Raw genomic sequence first — 17,281 nt, 5'->3', positions numbered from 1 at the left:
ATTGTGAGTTCCGGCATCTGCGCGCCGGTGATGCCAAGTTACGCAGCTGGACGCCCTTGAAAGCGCACTGCGGCGACTGGCTGTTGCACTGTAGCGACCTGTGCGCTTGAACGCCGACGCCAAACGGCGTATCAACGAGCCACGCTCCCCCTCCCTCTCGTTACCCGCGAATCGAGTGCGCCCATGTCCCAGGATTTCTATTTCTTGCTGATGCCGGGGTTCTCCGCCATCGGCTTCATCTCTGCGATCGAACCGCTGCGGGTGGCCAACCGCTTTTGCGGCGAGTTGTACCGCTGGCATGTGCTCAGCGCTGACGGCGGGGCGGTGCTGGCGAGCAATGGCATGTCGGTCAATGCCGACGCGGCGCTGGAGCCGCTGAAGAAGGGCGCGACGCTGCTGGTGGTCGCCGGGTTCGAGCCGCTGAAGTTCGCCACGCCAACGCTGGAACACTGGCTGCGCCGGCTGGACAACGAAGGCGTGACCCTCGGCGCCATCGACACCGGCAGTTTCGTCCTCGCCGAAGCCGGCCTGCTCGACGGCCATCGCCTGACCCTGCACTGGGAAGCCATCGATGCGTTCAAGGAATTTTATCCACAGCTCAGCGTGACCCAGGAGCTGTTCGAGATCGATCGGCGGCGTATCACCTCGGCGGGCGGCACCGCCTCCATCGATTTGATGCTCGACCTCATCGCCCAGGCCCATGGCCCGCAATTGGCGATTCAGGTCAGCGAGCAGTTTGTATTGGGGCGGATTCGTCCGCGCAAAGACCACCAGCGCATGGAAGTCGCCACGCGCTACGGCATCAGCAACAAGAAACTGGTGCAAGTGATTGGCGAGATGGAACAGCACAGCGAACCACCGCTGACCACACTGCAACTGGCGGAATCGATCAAGGTGACGCGGCGACAGCTGGAGCGCTTGTTTCGGCTGCACCTGAACGACACGCCGAGCAATTTCTATCTGCGTCTGCGATTGGAAAAGGCCCGGCAGTTATTGCGCCAGACCGACATGAGCGTGCTGGAAGTCAGCATCGCCTGCGGCTTTGAATCACCGTCGTATTTCACCCGCAGCTACCGGGCGAAGTTCGCCCGCTGCCCCCGGGAAGACCGGCGTACCGTACAGGCTTGATGGGCGCACCAAAACCCAATGTGGGAGCGGGCTTGCTCGCGAATGCGGAGTGTCAGTCGAAACATGAGTTGACTGATCCACCGCATTCGCGAGCAAGCCCGCTCCCACATTGGTTTTATGTTGCCAGACAGGACGCTTACTTCTTCACCAACGCCGAACACGCCGCCTTGTAAGCCTCATGCTGATACTTGTTCAGCGTCCCCGGCAGCTCAAAGTTGTGCTTCTTGGCCTGCGCATTGATCGTCTGCGGCGACAACAACGTCACCTCACACCCGTCCAGCAGTTGAAACACACCCTCGATCTTGAACGTGGTCGGCCCACCGGCAAACTCACCCTTCTTGCTGCGCTTCTTGATCGCAATGCGGTCAATCGAATGCTCGCGTACAAACGAAGCAACCTGCGCCGCGAAACGTTTGACGTTGGCCGCCTCGTCATCATCGTCGAGGGCGATTTTCTTGGTGTTCAGTGCAACGTGGCTCAAGGCCGAACCGTCAAGGGAGGCCACAGCGATGATCGCTTCGCTGCCTTTGATTTCGATGCCGCAGATGTTCATGGGAATTCCTTTGAATAAAGAGGGCAGCCTACAACTCAAGCTGATTGGCGGTGATGCCGAATGCTGCGGCAATTTTCTCGCGGGTTGCCTTGCGTGGCTTCGCTACCGTTTCCTGTTGAGCGAACGCCGGCTGGGAAATTCCCAGACGTTTCGCCACTTCTTCCTGAGTCAGCTTCAGGTGTTCGCGCCAGGCACGGATCGGTGTCGCCCCGTCGACCATGCGACTGACCACCTCATGGGGGATCAGATCGGGCTGCATTTTCTGTGCGACGTATTGAGCGTAGGGTATGACTACGAAGGCCGGGTTGCCCTCGGCATCTTTGATGATCTGGATGTCGGCAGGTGGATTCATGGCGTTGGAAATATAAGTCTTTTATAAGATTTTCGAATCTTTACTTATATTTCCCAGTCGGCCAATCAACAACGTTTGTCGGCATGTTGCCGAACTTCCAGGATCACTCCTGCCCAATCGACTCCAGAAACTCCGACCGTTCGTCACTCATCCGTGCCACGCAGTCATTCTGCGCAATCTTGAACGCCTTGCTGCCTTCGGTGGCGGGGAACGCTTCTACTGCGCAATCGGCATCGCGGGTTTTCAGCCATTGTTGCTGGGCGGTTTTGAGTTTGGCGGTGATGTCGGCCAGTTGCGCGGCGTTTTTGCCGTAGGTGGCCTGCATGCGCTCGTTGAGGCTGGCGTAGTTGTCCTTGAGCAGGTCTTCGGCGGTGGTGCGGCTGTAGGTCGAGCATTCCAGGGTCTGGACGTCGTTTTCCACCGCGTCGCACGGGTTGTTGTCGGTGTCTTCGGCGGCGTGTACGCCGGTCGCAATCAGTGCCAAAGCCAGGAAGATCGATTTCATTGATGTCGCCGCTCTAATCCAGTGGTGTATCCAAGATGCGCCAGATTCTGGCTCAAGCTTGCGGGCTTGAACAGGTGGCTGGTCGGGTCGCCTGATGACGCTTTGTCGCGGATTGACGCTTTCGGCAATTCCCCTGTCGTTTTTGCACCCGGTCGCCCCGGCACCGAGGCATATGCTGGCCCCAAAGCGCCGGCAGACGATTCGGCGCATGAATCGCCAATAAGGGGACGCCTGATGAGCCCAGCCGAATTACACGCCGACAGCATCGTTATCGACGGTCTGATCATTGCCAAATGGAACCGCGAGCTGTTCGAAGACATGCGCAAGGGCGGTCTGACGGCGGCCAACTGCACTGTGTCGGTGTGGGAAGGCTTTCAGGCGACCGTGAACAATATTGCCGCCAGCCAGAAGCTGATCCGCGAAAACAGCGACCTGGTGATGCCGGTGCGCACCACCGCCGACATTCGTCGCGCCAAGGAACAGGGCAAGACCGGCATCCTCTTCGGCTTCCAGAATGCCCACGCGTTCGAAGACCAGATCGGCTATGTCGAGGTGTTCAAGCAGCTCGGCGTCGGCATCGTGCAGATGTGCTACAACACCCAGAACCTGGTGGGCACCGGGTGCTACGAGCGTGATGGCGGCCTGTCGGGCTTCGGTCGCGAAATCGTCGCCGAGATGAACCGCGTCGGCGTCATGTGCGACCTGTCCCACGTCGGCTCCAAGACTTCCGAAGAAGTCATCCTCGAATCGAAAAAACCGGTCTGCTATTCCCACTGCCTGCCGTCGGGTCTGAAAGAGCACCCGCGCAACAAGTCCGATGCTGAACTGAAGTTCATCGCTGACCACGGCGGTTTTGTCGGCGTGACCATGTTCGCGCCGTTCCTCGCCAAGGGCATCGATTCGACCATCGACGATTACGCCGAAGCCATCGAATACACCATGAACATTGTCGGCGAAGACGCCATCGGCATCGGCACCGACTTCACCCAGGGTCACGGCCAGGACTTCTTCGAATACCTGACCCACGACAAGGGCTACGCCCGTCGTCTCACCAGCTTCGGCAAGATCATCAACCCGCTGGGCATCCGCACCGTCGGCGAGTTCCCGAACCTGACCGAAACCCTGCTCAAGCGCGGCCACTCCGAGCGCGTGGTGCGCAAGATCATGGGCGAGAACTGGGTGAACGTCCTAAAGGACGTCTGGGGCGAATGAATAACTCTGGAGCCTACTCCGCTCGCCGATAGCTGCGTCAGGTCCTCGCGCCAAACTCGCCGTACGTCCCGTACTGTCTCGCTTGTCGCTCCGGTCCTTCCTTGCTCTCGACGTGCTCGCTACGGCTCCAAAGTCATTCATACGGCTTTTTTATAAGAGCAAAGCAAAAGCTTTGCTCTGCACCGACCACGAATTTTTCTGGAGTTAAGTTTCCATGGCCAAGATCGCCCCGCAATTGCCAATCGAAGTCGACAGCGAGACCGGTGTCTGGACCTCCGACGCCCTGCCGATGCTCTATGTGCCACGGCATTTCTTCGTCAACAACCACATGGGTATCGAGGAAGTGCTGGGCGCCGAAGCCTATGCCGAAATCCTCTACAAGGCTGGCTACAAGTCCGCCTGGCACTGGTGTGAAAAAGAAGCCGAATGCCACGGCCTGGAAGGCGTCGCGGTGTTCGAACACTACATGAAACGCCTGTCGCAACGCGGCTGGGGCCTGTTCAAGATTCAGGACATCGACCTCGACAAAGGCACCGCCAGCGTCAAGCTCGAACACTCGGCATTCGTCTATGTGTACGGCAAGGTCGGGCGCAAGGTCGACTACATGTTCACCGGCTGGTTTGCCGGGGCCATGGATCAGATCCTCGCTGCACGTGGCAGCAAGATTCGTACGGTGGCCGAGCAAGTCTACGGTGGCTCCGAAGAAGGCCACGACGACGGCCTGTTCACCGTCAAGCCGTTGTAAGTCGAGGAACCCGCCATGGCTTTCGAAGCAATGTTCCAGCCGATCCAGATCGGCAAACTGACCATCCGCAACCGCGTGCTCAGCACCGCGCACGCCGAGGTCTACGCGACTGACGGCGGTATGACTACCGACCGTTACGTCAAATACTACGAAGAGAAAGCCAAGGGCGGCATCGGCCTGGCGATCTGTGGCGGTTCTTCCAGTGTGGCCATCGACAGCCCGCAAGGCTGGTGGAAATCGGTGAACCTGGCAGACGACCGGATCATCCCGCACTTCCAGAATCTGGCCGACGCCATGCACAAGCATGGCGCCAAGATCATGATCCAGATTACCCACATGGGCCGTCGCTCGCGCTGGGACGGCGAGCACTGGCCGACCCTGCTGTCGCCGTCGGGCATCCGCGAGCCGGTGCACCGTGCGACCTGCAAGACCATCGAGCCGGAAGAAATCTGGCGGGTGATCGGCAACTACGCCACTGCTGCGGCACGGGCCAAAGCCGGTGGCCTGGACGGCGTCGAATTGTCTGCCGTGCACCAGCACATGATCGACCAGTTCTGGAGCCCGCGCGTCAACAAGCGTACTGACGAGTGGGGCGGCAGCTTCGAGAACCGCATGCGTTTCGGCCTCGAAGTGATCAAGGCTGTGCGCAAGGCAGTCGGCGACGATTTTTGCGTCGGCATCCGTATCTGCGGTGACGAATTCCACCCGGACGGCCTGTCCCACGAGGACATGAAACAGATCGCCAAGTATTACGACGACACCGGCATGATCGATTTTATTGGTGTCGTGGGTTCAGGGTGCGACACCCACAACACCCTGGCCAACGTGATCCCCAACATGAGTTATCCACCGGAGCCGTTCCTGCACCTGGCGGCCGGGATCAAGGAAGTGGTGAAAGCACCGGTGCTGCACGCGCAGAACATCAAGGACCCGAACCAGGCCACGCGCATCCTTGAAGGTGGTTACGTCGACATGGTCGGCATGACCCGCGCGCACATCGCTGATCCGCACCTGATCGCCAAGATCAAGATGGGCCAGGTCGACCAGATCAAACAATGCGTCGGCGCCAACTATTGCATCGACCGTCAGTACCAGGGTCTGGACGTGCTGTGCATCCAGAACGCCGCGACGTCCCGTGAATACATGGGCGTGCCGCACATCATCGAGAAATCCACCGGGCCGAAACGCAAAGTCGTGGTGGTCGGTGCCGGCCCGGCCGGGATGGAAGCCGCGCGCGTGGCGGCCGAACGGGGCCACGACGTGACCCTGTTCGAGAAGAAAGAATTCATCGGTGGGCAGATCACTACCGCGTCGAAAGCGCCGCAGCGTGACCAGATCGCCGGTATCACCCGCTGGTTCCAGCTGGAGCTGGCGCGGCTGAAAGTCGACCTGCGTCTCGGTACAGCGGCCGATGCAGCAACCATCCTCGATCTGCGTCCCGACGTGGTGGTGCTGGCCGTCGGTGGGCATCCGTTCCTCGAGCAGAACGAGCACTGGGGCGCCGCCGAAGGGTTGGTGGTCAGCAGTTGGGACGTGCTCGACGGCAAGGTGGCGCCGGGCAAGAACGTGCTGGTCTACGACACCATTTGCGAGTTCACCGGCATGTCGGTCGCCGACTTCCTCGCCGACAAGGGCAGCCAGGTCGAGATCGTCACCGACGATATCAAGCCGGGTGTGGCCATCGGCGGGACATCGTTCCCGACTTACTACCGCAGCATGTACCCGAAAGAAGTGATCATGACCGGTGACATGATGCTGGAGAAGGTCTACCGCGAAGGCGACAAGCTGGTGGCGGTGCTGGAGAACGAATACACCGGCGCCAAAGAGGAGCGGGTGGTTGATCAGGTGGTGGTGGAAAACGGCGTGCGTCCGGACGAAGAGCTGTATTACGGACTCAAGGACGGCTCGCGCAACAAGGGGCAGATCGACATCGATGCCTTGTTCGCGATCAAGCCGCAGCCATCGCTGAGTACCACCGGCGACGGCTACTTGCTGTTCCGTATCGGCGACTGCGTGGCGCAGCGTAATACCCACGCCGCCATCTACGACGCGCTCAGACTGTGTAAAGACTTCTAAAGGCTTGCACACAACCCTGTGGGAGCGAGCTTGCTCGCGAAAGCGGTGGATCAGTCGACATCGATGTTGAATGTCAGTCCGCCTTCGCGAGCAAGCTCGCTCCCACAGTGACCGAGTAAGGCAACTCGACCTGCAAGACCCGAGGTCTTTGGGAGCTTCACCATGTTGAACACCCTTCTTCCAATCCTGTTGTTCGCCGCCCTGGGCCTTGGTGTCCTCGGCGCGTTGCGGCGGGTGGCCATGTGGCGTCGGGGCCGGGCCTCGAAGGTCGATCTGCTCGGCGGCCTGTTCGCCATGCCCAAGCGCTACATGGTCGACTTGCACCACGTGGTGGCGCGAGACAAATACATCGCCAACACTCACGTCGCCACGGCCGGTGGTGCGGTGGCGTCGATCGTGCTGGCGATTCTGGTGCACGGTTTCGGCCTGCATAACCGTATCCTCGGCTATGCGCTGCTGCTGATGACGGCAGTGATGTTCGTCGGGGCGATCTTCGTCTACCGGCGCCGGCTCAATCCGCCGGCACGCCTGTCGAAAGGCCCGTGGATGCGCCTGCCGAAAAGCCTGCTGGCGTTCTCCGCGTCGTTCTTCCTGGTGACCCTGCCGGTGGCCGGAATCCTCCCGGAGAACTTCGGCGGCTGGTTGCTCGTGGCGATTCTCGGGCTCGGCGTTTTGTGGGGCGTGTCGGAATTGTTCTTCGGCATGACCTGGGGCGGGCCGATGAAGCACGCGTTCGCCGGCGCGCTGCACCTGGCCTGGCACCGCCGCGCCGAACGCTTTGGCGGCGGTCGCTCCACCGGTTTGAAACCGCTGGACCTCAACGATCCATCCGCACCGCTGGGCGTGGAAAAACCCAAGGATTTCACCTGGAACCAGTTGCTCGGTTTTGATGCCTGCGTGCAGTGCGGCAAGTGCGAAGCGGCGTGCCCGGCCTTCGCTGCCGGCCAGCCGCTGAACCCGAAAAAGCTGATTCAGGACATGGTCGTCGGCCTCGCTGGCGGCACCGATGCCAACTTCGCCGGCAGCCCGTATCCGGGCAAGCCAATTGGCGAACACAGCGGCAATCCGCATCAGCCGATCGTCAACGGTCTGGTCGATGCCGAGACCCTGTGGTCGTGCACCACCTGCCGCGCCTGCGTCGAGGAGTGCCCGATGATGATTGAGCACGTCGATGCCATCGTCGACATGCGCCGCCACCTGACGCTGGAAAAAGGCGCGACCCCGAACAAGGGCGCCGAAGTTCTCGAGAACCTGATCGCCACCGACAACCCCGGCGGTTTCGCCCCGGGCGGGCGGATGAACTGGGCGGCGGATCTGAACCTCACTCTGCTTAGCGAAAAGAAATCCACCGACGTGCTGTTCTGGGTCGGCGACGGTGCCTTCGACATGCGTAACCAGCGCACCTTGCGTGCGTTCGTCAAAGTGCTGAAAGCCGCGAAAGTCGACTTCGCCGTACTCGGCCTGGAAGAACGCGACAGCGGCGATGTGGCCCGTCGTCTGGGCGACGAAGCGACCTTTCAGTTGCTCGCCAAACGCAATATCCAGACCCTGGCCAAATACAGCTTCAACCGCATCGTCACCTGCGATCCACACAGCTTCCATGTGCTGAAAAACGAGTACGGCGCGTTCGACGGCAACTACCTGGTGCAGCACCACAGCACCTACATGGCGGAAATCATTCAGGCCGGCGCGCTGAATCTCGGTCAGCACAAAGGCAACAGCGTGACCTATCACGACCCGTGCTACCTCGGCCGTTACAACGGCGAATACGAGGCGCCGCGTGAAGTGCTGCGCGCCCTCGGCATCGAGGTCAAAGAGATGCAACGCTCCGGCTTCCGCTCGCGCTGCTGCGGCGGTGGTGGCGGCGCGCCGATCACTGATATTCCGGGCAAGCAGCGGATTCCCGACATGCGCATGGACGACATCCGCGAGACCGGCGCCGAGCTGGTGGCCGTGGGTTGTCCACAGTGCACGGCGATGCTCGAAGGCGTGGTCGAACCGCGTCCGTTGATCAAGGACATCGCCGAGCTGGTGGCCGACGCGCTGCTCGAAGACGCCGCGCCAGGCAAGCCGACTGCACCGGCCAAACGTGAACCTGCGGAGGCCCACTGATGAGCGACATTATCCGCCGCGACCCACGCGCCGAATGGATTGCGCGTAACCGCCTGCACCCGTTGCACGCGGCGATGCAACCGGCGCAACACAGCTGGATGGGGCCTAACGGCGTCATCCGCAAGAACCTGCACGGCATCGGTTTCATCGGCCCCAACGGCATCAAGCGTATCGACCGCAGCGGCGCGCAACAGGGCGGGGCGGTCAAACGCTCGGCCACGGTTGCAGTGCAATTGCCGCTGCATCAGGTACCGGCCCCGGCGTTCTACATCAGTGTGGTGCCGGACATGGTCGGCGGTCGCTTGAGCAGCCACGACCGCGACTTGCTCGGCCTCGCTCATCAACTGGCCGGCAACGACGGCGCGGTGTTGGCGGTGGTGTTTGGCGAACACAAAGAGAACGCCTTCGCCACGGCCGGCGTCGATCGTTTGCTGGTACTGGAGGGCGACCAATTCAGCGGTTATGCACCGGAGCAACGGGTGCAGGGCCTGCGGGCTGTGGATAACCAGTTCAACCCGCGCCACTGGCTGCTGCCGGACAGCCGCAGCGGTGGCGGTGAACTCGGCCGACGTTTTGCCGCGGCACTGGGCGAACGCCCGGCGACGCGGGTGTGGCAGGTCAAGGATCAGCAATGCATCGGCCGCGCCGGAGCGGGCCTGCAAGATTTGGCGCGGCCGGTCGCACGCTTGATTCTGGCTTCCGCCGAATGCGCAGAACCGGTCAGCGAAACCCGTCACGAAGCCTTGCCAGTGGAGTTATCCACAACGATTGCGCGCAGCCTGTCGCGGATCGAGGATCTTGGCGCGGTGGCGGTGGACCCGGCGGCGATTCCGATGGCCGAGGCCGAATTCATTTTCTCCGGCGGCAACGGGGTCAAGGACTGGGCACTGTTCCACCAGACCGCAGCGGCGCTCGGCGCCACCGAAGGCGCCTCGCGGGTGGCGGTGGACGACGGCTTCATGGCGCGTGATCGGCAGGTCGGTGCGTCCGGTACCTGGGTCACCGCGCGGGTTTACGTGGCTGTGGGTATCTCCGGGGCGATCCAGCACCTGCAGGGCATTGGTGCCTGCGACAAGGTGGTGGCGATCAATCTCGACCCCGGTTGCGACATGATCAAACGCGCCGATCTTTCGGTGATTGGCGAAAGCGCAGAAATTCTTCAGGCGTTGATCGCGGCGGTAGCGGCTTACCGCAACGAAGCCAAGCGCGATGCGGCTTAAGGAACGGGTTATGAGCACAAAGATCATCAGTCTGGTTTCCATCGGTGCGCACCCGACGTCGGGCCGGCCACGCCGCGCCGAACAGGACGCCCGCGCCGTGGAACTGGGCCTGCAACTGGCTGGGGATAACCTGCAAGTGCTGCATGCCGGGGATGTCGCGGAACCGGCGCTGCGCGCCTATCTGGGCATGGGCCTGGAACAGCTGCATGTGCTGGAGCAACCCGCTGGCGCCGACGCCTTGCCGGCGCTGACCGCGTATCTGCGCGAGGCTGGCGCACAGGTGGTGCTGACCGGCACTCAGGCGGAAACAGGTGAGGGCTCGGGCATGTTGCCGTTCCTGCTCGCCGAAGGGCTGGGCTGGCCGTTGGTGGTGGGGCTGGCGCAGGTCGAGTCGATCACCGACGGCTCGGCGCTGGTGCTGCAAGCCTTGCCCCGTGGGCAGCGGCGGCGTTTGAAGGTGCGCTTGCCGTTTCTGGCGACTGTGGATAACGCCGCGCCCAAGCCGCGGCAGAGTGCGTATGGCCCGGCGCAGCGTGGCGTGTTGAACGCCGAAGACGTGGAGGTGCTGGATGATGAATTGCTGGCGGTTGCCACGTTGCAACCGGCCAAGCCAAGGCCGAAACGCCTGAAGGTGATCAAGGCCAAGAGCGGCGCTGACCGGATGAAAGCTGCCACCGCCAAAGCGAGTGGCGGCGGTGGGCAGGTGCTCAAAGGCGTGACCGCGCAGGCCGGGGCGGACGCGATTCTCAAACTCCTGATCGAAGAAGGCGTCGTCCGCTAGCCACAATCCTCCAGACACTGAACACCCCCTGTGGGAGCGGGCTTGCTCGCGAAAGCGTCGTTTCAGCTGCATCAAAGTTGAATGACCCACCGCTTTCGCGAGCAAGCCCGCTCCCACATTGGTTAAGGGGGCAGCAGATCTCAGTGTGTTTACCCACAATCCCTGTTGGCGGATCTGTGGATAACGTGTTCGCCCATCCCCAGACCCCACGCCAATCAAGCCCTGTAGCCGTCCGGTTAAAAAACGACCAACCTAAGTCACGGTTTTTCCGGGCTTTTTCTCCTGAATAACTTTGCAAGTTGCCCCCAATCTCTGTTGGCGCTTCTGTGGACAAGATGTTCGCTGTCCGCTGCAAGCCATATAAAACGTGGTCTGTAGAGATTTGTTCAATAAGTGATCAATTGGGCTTTTCAGGCTGATATTTCCTGCGCAAACCCCGATTTCACACAGCTCCCGCCGCTTTTCCACAGCATCCGCAAAGTTACCCCCGAAGTCTGTTGGCGCTTCTGTGGATAACGTGTTCGCCATCCTCTACAGGTCAAGTGAAACGTGGCTTGCAGGGTGTTGATTAAAAAACAGCCAATCCGGCGCGCAATCCGTCCTTCTGGATAAGTCACGATTTTTCTTCACAAATCAGCCAGTTATTTTTCCACTCATCCACAGTTACCCCCATTTGCTGTGGGTGGCTATGTGGATAACTTGTTCGCCAAACCCTGCAGGCCCCGCCAGGCATAGTCCAAACAGCAATTGATCAGATTTCATACAGTTCTAAGGCGTTGCCTTGACTTGGATGCGGTGCCTGTCTTCACTGGACATTGCACAAGGATCGCTATCACTTATCCACATCTGGTTCTGGGAGAACGCATGATGGATAGCCGGCCACATCGCCCGACCCCCTCGCCACGCAAGCGCACGTTACGTCGTGCGGCCAATCAACACGCTCGCCTGTAGCGTCGATTCCTGTTCATACCGCTGTGCTGTCGCCGGGTTTGCCCCGGAGGCCAGGTGCTCGTTCGCCCATTGATTGCAGGCAACCGCAGAGTTGCCCCATCAGCCTGAGAAAGGATCAGTCTCATGACACGCATCGCAACGCCCATCAGCGAGATCAAGGAACACTACGACGTCATTGTCATCGGCTCCGGTTATGGCGGCGGCATTGCTGCGTCGCGCCTGTCCCGGGCGGGTAAGCAGGTGTGCCTGCTGGAGCGGGGCCGGGAGATCCAGCCCGGCGAATACCCCAACACGATGATTGCCGCGACCGAAGAATTGCAGGTGCACGACCCCGACGGCCATATCGGTTCGCGCACCGGACTGTTCGACCTGCACGTGAATGCGCAGCAGAACGTGGTGGTCGGTTGCGGCCTCGGCGGCACATCGTTGATCAATGCCAACGTCGCGCTTGAACCCGAGCCCGGGGTATTTGATGACCCACGCTGGCCTCAAGCCGTGCGCGAACACCGCGACACCTTGCTCAAGGACGGTTACGCCCGCGCCCGGGAAATGCTCAAGCCCAATCCGTACCCGAACAACGCGCCGAACCTGCCCAAGCTCGACGCCAACAAAAAGTCTGCGGACTACCTCAAGCAGGGCGCGCATTTCTACAAGCCGCCGATCAACGTGACCTTCGACAAACTGCCGAACAACCTCAACCACGTCGGCGTCGAACAGCTGCCGTGCAATCAGTGTGGCGACTGTGTCTCGGGCTGTAACAACAAAGCCAAGAACACCACGCTGATGAACTATCTGCCGGACGCCTGGAACCACGGCGCGGAGATTTTCTGTCAGGCCGAGGTGCGCTATCTGGAACGCGATGGCGATGGCTGGATCGTGCACTTCCAGTATCTCGACAGTGGTCGCGAGAAATTCGACGCGCCAACGTTGTTTGTGAAGGCCGATATCGTCGTGGTCTCCGCCGGCACTCTTGGTTCGACCGAGATTCTTCTGCGCTCGCGGGACAAGGGCCTGGTGATGTCCGGTCAGCTCGGCGAGAACATGAGCGGCAACGGTGACATTCTCGGCTTCGGCCACAACTGCGAGCAGACCATCAACGGCATCGGCTTCGGTGCGCATTCGGCCAAGGAACTGCACCCGGTCGGCCCGTGCATCACCTCGATCATCGACATGCGCACCGAAGGTGACTGGCGCAGCCGCATGGTCATCGAGGAAGGCTCGATCCCTGGCGCCCTCGGCCGGCCGATGGTGCCGGCGATGGCCGGGTTTGCCGAGATGATCGGTGTGGCCACTGACGACAGTTTCAGCGGCAAGCTCGGCTACAAGGAACGCGAAGCCGAAAGCTTCCTGCGTGGCCCGTATTACGGCGCGCTGCACAACATGCAGACCTACCTGATCATGAGCCACGACAGCGGCCAGGGCCGGATGCTTCTCGACAACAAGGACCAGTTGCGTATCGACTGGCCGGGTGTCGGCGAACAGGAAAACTTCAAGCTCGGCAACGAACGTCTGTACCAGAGCACCAAGGCGTTGGGCGGGGTCTGGGTCGAGAATCCGATCTGGACCCAACTGCTCAAGCACAGCATCGTCTCGGTGCATCCGCTGGGCGGTTGCGTGATGGGCGAGGACGCCGCGCAAGGCGTGGTCAATCACAAGGGCCAGGTGTTCAGCGGCGCCAACGGCATTGATGTCTACGCCAGCCTGTACGTGACCGACGGCGCGGTGATCCCGACCTCGCTGGCGGTCAATCCGCTGCTGACCATCTCCGCCGTGAGTGAACGCAACATGGGCCTGCTGGCCGCCGACCGTGGCTGGAAGATCGACTACACGCTGCCGTCGGCACCGCGCAAACAGGTGGCACCACCGACTCTCGGCGTGCAGTTCACCGAGACCATGAAAGGCTATTTCTCCCGGGCCTTCACCGCCGCGCAAAGCACCGATCTGAAAGTCTACGAAGCGGCGGCCAAACGCGGCGAGGCGGACAATTCGCCGATCGACTTCACCCTGACCATCACCGCCAATGACCTGAACCGGATGATCAAGGAACCGGAACACGCCGCGACTATCGTCGGCACCGTGAACGCTCCGGCACTGTCGCCACATCCGCTGACCGCCAGCAATGGCGTGTTCAACCTGTTCGAGCAGTTCGAGCAGCAGGTCGACACACGCCACATGAAATACGACATGAAACTGACCGCCGAGGACGGCAACGACTATTTCTTCAGCGCATTCAAGACTGTGCCGGAAGACAATGGCGTGCTGAATATCTGGCACGACACCAGCACCCTTTACGTGACGCTTTATCGCGGGCCGGACAAGAGCGGCGAGGTGATCGGCTCCGGGGTGATGCACATTCATCCGACCGATTTCGCCAAGCAGATGACCACCATGAAAGTGCTCAACGCGCGCAACGAGCGCGAGCGCATCGAAGGCCTGGCGCGCTTCGGCAAGTTCTTCGCCGGAATCCTCTGGGAGAGTTACGGCGGAGTGTTTGCCGGTGATGTCTACTTCAATCCCGACGCGCCGCCACGGTTGAAACGGCCGCTGGATGCGCCGACCCCGGCGGTGCATTTCTTCCCCACCGAGGACGGCGTCGAACTGCGCCTGACCCGCTATCAGGCCGGCAGCAAAGGCCCGGTGATGCTGGTGCATGGCCTGGGTGTCGGTTCGAATATCTTTTCCACCGACACCATCCAGACCAACCTGCTGGAGTACCTGTGCAAGCACGACTACGACGTGTGGCTACTGGATTTCCGCGTGAGCATTCTGCTGCCGGCGAGCAAGAAAGAATGGAACGGCGACCAGATTGCCCAATACGACTTCAAGGCTGCCATCGCGCAAATTCAGCAGGAGACCCAGGCCAAAGACGTGCAGTGCGTGGTGCATTGCTACGGCGCAACCACGTTCTTCATGTCGTTGCTGGCAGGGCTGCAGGGCGTGCGTTCGGTGGTCTGCTCGCAGATTGCCGCTGACACCGTGGTCGCCACTGCCACGGGACTGAAGGCTGGTCTGCACCTGCCGGGCATGCTCGATGCGATCGGCATCAAATCGATGACGGCTTACGCCGACAGCAAGGAAAACTGGTTCAACCGCCTCTACGACAAAGCCCTCAACGGCTACGCGCGGATCGAGGCGCAGGGCTATTGCACCAATCCTGTGTGCCACCGCATCACCTTCATGTACGCCTCGCTGTATCGCCACGACACCCTCAACGAAACCCTGCACGACAACCTGCACGAACTGTTCGGCGAGTCGAACATCGAGACCTTCGAGCACCTGGCGCTGATCGTGCGCAAAGGGCACCTGGTGGATTTCAAGGGCAACGATGTGTACATGCCGCACTTCGACCGGCTGAGTATGCCGATCTGCTTTATCAGCGGTGCGGAGAACCAGTGTTACCTGCCAGAAAGCACGCTGAAGACTTACCAGCGAGTCTGCGAAGTCCACGGGCCGGAGCGCTACAGCCGGCATGTGGTGCCGGGCTACGGCCACATCGACTGCATGTTCGGCAAGAACGCGGTGGTGGATGTGTATCCGATCATCCTTGAACACCTGGAGAAAACGGCCCTCGGTTGATGAAGTTTTCCTGTGGCGAGGGAGCTTGCTCCCGCTGGGCTGCGAAGCGGCCCCAAAATCTGAGTGTGCGGTTTTCCTGAAACACCGCATCTGCCGGGTTTACGACGGCTTCGCCGCCGAGCGGGAGCAAGCTCCCTCGCCACAAAAGCTCATCACACAGAGGGACTCTCCTAAGGTCTGCACAAGGAAATGGATGACATGGATACCTGTATCCGCTGGTTTCAACGCTTCATCTGGATCGGCATTGCAATGAACATGGTGTTCGCGATCCCGGCGCTGTTTGCGCCGGGGTTGCTGACATCGGTGGTCGGCCTGCCGCCGCAACTCTCCGACCCGTGGCTGGAAAACGCCGGGATGCTGCTGGTGGGCATCAGCGTGTTTTACATGCCGTCGGGCTTCAACGCGCCGCGCTACGTGGTGCATTCCTGGTTGTGCGTACTGACGCGGCTGATCGCCGTGGTGTTCTGGATTTACCTGATCAATACGAGCATTCAGGGTTCGGTGTTCGTGCCGATGCTGATGGGCGATCTGAGCTTCTTTCTGATCCTCGGCATTCTGCTGTACCTGGGCACCACGCCCGAGCACCGACCATGGGCGTTGCTGTGCGATGGCTGGCGCGAGTGGCGCGCGGCCTGGGCGCGGCAATGGCAGAGCCACGCCTTCAAGGTCGGCACCTTGATCGTGGTGGCGCTACTGGGTTTCATCGGTTACGAAACCTGGTACCAGATGCTGCGCGTGGTGCCGGAGCAGGAATACGCCTCCGACGAAGACCACTACAAATACGCCGCCATCGGCTTGGGCATCGAAGCGCGGATCCCGTATTACCTGTTCGCCGTGCTGCCGCAGATGTGCCCGGAAAAAATGCCCAAACCCGGCGGCTGGGAAGTGTTCGGCTTTCTCTATGAGAACGGCAAGGACCTGCCGATCGGCATGGCCAAGCGACAAATCGGTTACCCGACCGTAGAGCCGAACTGCGCGCTGTGCCACACCGGCTCCTACCGGGCCAATGCCAGCGACGTCGCGGTCAATGTGCCGAGCGCGCCGGCCAACACCCTGCAACTGCAAGCCTTCCAGTGGTACGCCTACGATTGCGCCAGCGATCCGAAATTCACCACCGACGCGGTGATGGCGGCGATCAACAGCAAGTTCCAGCTGGGCTTTTTCGAGAAGCTCTACAACCGCTACCTGATCATCCCGATGGCCAAGAGCGCGCTGCTCAAACAGAAACAGGCCTATGCCTGGCAGAAGTTGCGGCCCGCTCAGGGGCCGGGTCGCACCGACACCTTCAACCCGACGAAAATGGTGGTGTTCGGCTTCCCGGATGACTCGACCATCGGCACCGTCGACCTGCCGCAAGTGTGGAACCAGAAACCGCGGGAATCGATGTACCTGCACTGGGACGGCAATAACAACAAGATCCACGAGCGCAACTACGCCGCCGCCATGGCCGTGGGCGCGACCCCGGAATCGGTGCTGCCGCCGAGCTTCAACCGGGTGACCAACTGGCTGCTCGGGCACAAGCCGCCGGCGTGGCCGTGGGCGCTGGATCAAGCGAAAGTCGCGCAGGGCAAACCGATCTGGGAAGCCAATTGCGCCGGTTGCCATGACTTCGGGCGTGCCGACACCGGGCAGGTCACCACCAACATCGATCAGCTCGGCACCGATCCGCATCGGCTGGACTCGTTTACCACCGGTCTGGTGACGGCGTTCCATACCTTCAAGAAACCACCGTTCGACTTCGGTGCCTATCGCAAGACCCAGAGCTACAGCAACACGCCGACCGACGGCATCTGGCTGCGCGCGCCGTATCTGCACAACGGTTCGGTACCGACCCTGTGGGATCTGTTGCAACCGCCGGAAAAACGTCCGGTGGTGTTCATCACCGGGTCCGACGTCTACGACCCGGTCAACGTCGGTTTCGTCACCAGCGGCGCCCAGGCCAAGGCCTCGGCGGACTTCAAATACGACACGCGGCTGGAGGGCAACCACAACACCGGTCACTTGTATGGCACGCAGCTGTCGGATGACGACAAGCGTGCGTTGATCGAATTCATGAAAACCCTGTGAGCC

At 61.0% G+C, this 17,281-nt stretch carries 12 protein-coding genes; 9 read left to right on the top strand and 3 right to left on the bottom strand.

What is annotated here, in order from left to right; genetic code table 11:
- Positions 1 to 183: 183 nt before the first annotated feature.
- The gene (locus tag ACVHNU_RS22705; protein WP_473018341.1) at positions 184 to 1,128 is read left to right on the top strand and encodes a GlxA family transcriptional regulator; all 945 of its coding nucleotides are present in this window, start codon (positions 184 to 186) and stop codon (positions 1,126 to 1,128) included.
- 136 nt (positions 1,129 to 1,264) lie between these two features.
- Here ACVHNU_RS22705 and ACVHNU_RS22700 read toward each other — a convergent pair whose 3' ends face one another.
- The 3 genes from ACVHNU_RS22700 to ACVHNU_RS22690 all read right to left on the bottom strand — a co-directional run bounded on the left by ACVHNU_RS22700 (position 1,265) and on the right by ACVHNU_RS22690 (position 2,538).
- A complete protein-coding gene (locus ACVHNU_RS22700; protein WP_003228983.1) occupies positions 1,265 to 1,681 on the bottom strand; it encodes a DUF3010 family protein in 417 nt (138 codons plus the stop codon).
- Positions 1,682 to 1,709: 28 nt separating this feature from the next.
- Positions 1,710 to 2,033, bottom strand: coding sequence for a helix-turn-helix domain-containing protein (locus tag ACVHNU_RS22695; RefSeq protein WP_400508882.1), 324 nt, complete (start codon positions 2,031 to 2,033; stop codon positions 1,710 to 1,712).
- Between the two features lie 103 nt (positions 2,034 to 2,136).
- Positions 2,137 to 2,538, bottom strand: coding sequence for a lysozyme inhibitor LprI family protein (locus ACVHNU_RS22690; protein ID WP_003228981.1), 402 nt, complete (start codon positions 2,536 to 2,538; stop codon positions 2,137 to 2,139).
- A gap of 234 nt (positions 2,539 to 2,772) precedes the next feature.
- Between ACVHNU_RS22690 and ACVHNU_RS22685 the strand changes: the two genes are divergently transcribed.
- From ACVHNU_RS22685 to ACVHNU_RS22650, 8 genes are all read left to right on the top strand, one after another.
- Positions 2,773 to 3,750 (top strand): dipeptidase, encoded by a 978-nt coding sequence (locus ACVHNU_RS22685; RefSeq protein ID WP_007962626.1) that lies wholly within the window; start codon positions 2,773 to 2,775, stop codon positions 3,748 to 3,750.
- 214 nt (positions 3,751 to 3,964) lie between these two features.
- Complete coding sequence (locus ACVHNU_RS22680; protein ID WP_003228980.1) at positions 3,965 to 4,495, top strand: DUF5943 domain-containing protein; 531 nt, start codon at positions 3,965 to 3,967, stop codon at positions 4,493 to 4,495.
- A gap of 15 nt (positions 4,496 to 4,510) precedes the next feature.
- Positions 4,511 to 6,571, top strand: coding sequence for a dimethylglycine demethylation protein DgcA (gene dgcA / locus ACVHNU_RS22675; protein ID WP_003228979.1), 2,061 nt, complete (start codon positions 4,511 to 4,513; stop codon positions 6,569 to 6,571).
- Positions 6,572 to 6,733: 162 nt separating this feature from the next.
- The gene (gene dgcB / locus ACVHNU_RS22670; RefSeq protein ID WP_473018340.1) at positions 6,734 to 8,683 is read left to right on the top strand and encodes a dimethylglycine demethylation protein DgcB; all 1,950 of its coding nucleotides are present in this window, start codon (positions 6,734 to 6,736) and stop codon (positions 8,681 to 8,683) included.
- The gene (gene etfA, locus ACVHNU_RS22665) at positions 8,683 to 9,903 is read left to right on the top strand and encodes an electron transfer flavoprotein subunit alpha (RefSeq protein ID WP_262141316.1); all 1,221 of its coding nucleotides are present in this window, start codon (positions 8,683 to 8,685) and stop codon (positions 9,901 to 9,903) included. The genes dgcB and etfA overlap by 1 nt, the downstream gene beginning before the upstream one ends.
- A 10-nt stretch (positions 9,904 to 9,913) precedes the next feature.
- Positions 9,914 to 10,684, top strand: coding sequence for an electron transfer flavoprotein subunit beta (gene etfB / locus ACVHNU_RS22660; RefSeq protein ID WP_473018339.1), 771 nt, complete (start codon positions 9,914 to 9,916; stop codon positions 10,682 to 10,684).
- 1,074 nt (positions 10,685 to 11,758) lie between these two features.
- Positions 11,759 to 15,211, top strand: coding sequence for a GMC oxidoreductase (locus tag ACVHNU_RS22655; RefSeq protein ID WP_473018338.1), 3,453 nt, complete (start codon positions 11,759 to 11,761; stop codon positions 15,209 to 15,211).
- A 198-nt stretch (positions 15,212 to 15,409) separates the two neighbouring features.
- Complete coding sequence (locus tag ACVHNU_RS22650) at positions 15,410 to 17,278, top strand: c-type cytochrome (protein ID WP_338800183.1); 1,869 nt, start codon at positions 15,410 to 15,412, stop codon at positions 17,276 to 17,278.
- The last annotated feature ends 3 nt before the right edge of the window (positions 17,279 to 17,281 follow it).

This window comes from Pseudomonas sp. Ors-4-3C, assembly GCF_055755035.1.
This window is presented reverse-complemented; position numbering and strand designations above follow the sequence as displayed.

Bases quoted from the DNA above. Each gene is read 5' to 3' on its own strand.
- ACVHNU_RS22705 (WP_473018341.1), top strand. From the start codon at position 184: ATGTCCCAGGATTTCTATTTCTTGCTGATGCCGGGGTTCTCCGCCATC.
- ACVHNU_RS22700 (WP_003228983.1), bottom strand. From the start codon at position 1,681: ATGAACATCTGCGGCATCGAAATCAAAGGCAGCGAAGCGATCATCGCT.
- ACVHNU_RS22695 (WP_400508882.1), bottom strand. From the start codon at position 2,033: ATGAATCCACCTGCCGACATCCAGATCATCAAAGATGCCGAGGGCAAC.
- ACVHNU_RS22690 (WP_003228981.1), bottom strand. From the start codon at position 2,538: ATGAAATCGATCTTCCTGGCTTTGGCACTGATTGCGACCGGCGTACAC.
- ACVHNU_RS22685 (WP_007962626.1), top strand. From the start codon at position 2,773: ATGAGCCCAGCCGAATTACACGCCGACAGCATCGTTATCGACGGTCTG.
- ACVHNU_RS22680 (WP_003228980.1), top strand. From the start codon at position 3,965: ATGGCCAAGATCGCCCCGCAATTGCCAATCGAAGTCGACAGCGAGACC.
- dgcA (WP_003228979.1), top strand. From the start codon at position 4,511: ATGGCTTTCGAAGCAATGTTCCAGCCGATCCAGATCGGCAAACTGACC.
- dgcB (WP_473018340.1), top strand. From the start codon at position 6,734: ATGTTGAACACCCTTCTTCCAATCCTGTTGTTCGCCGCCCTGGGCCTT.
- etfA (WP_262141316.1), top strand. From the start codon at position 8,683: ATGAGCGACATTATCCGCCGCGACCCACGCGCCGAATGGATTGCGCGT.
- etfB (WP_473018339.1), top strand. From the start codon at position 9,914: ATGAGCACAAAGATCATCAGTCTGGTTTCCATCGGTGCGCACCCGACG.
- ACVHNU_RS22655 (WP_473018338.1), top strand. From the start codon at position 11,759: ATGACACGCATCGCAACGCCCATCAGCGAGATCAAGGAACACTACGAC.
- ACVHNU_RS22650 (WP_338800183.1), top strand. From the start codon at position 15,410: ATGGATACCTGTATCCGCTGGTTTCAACGCTTCATCTGGATCGGCATT.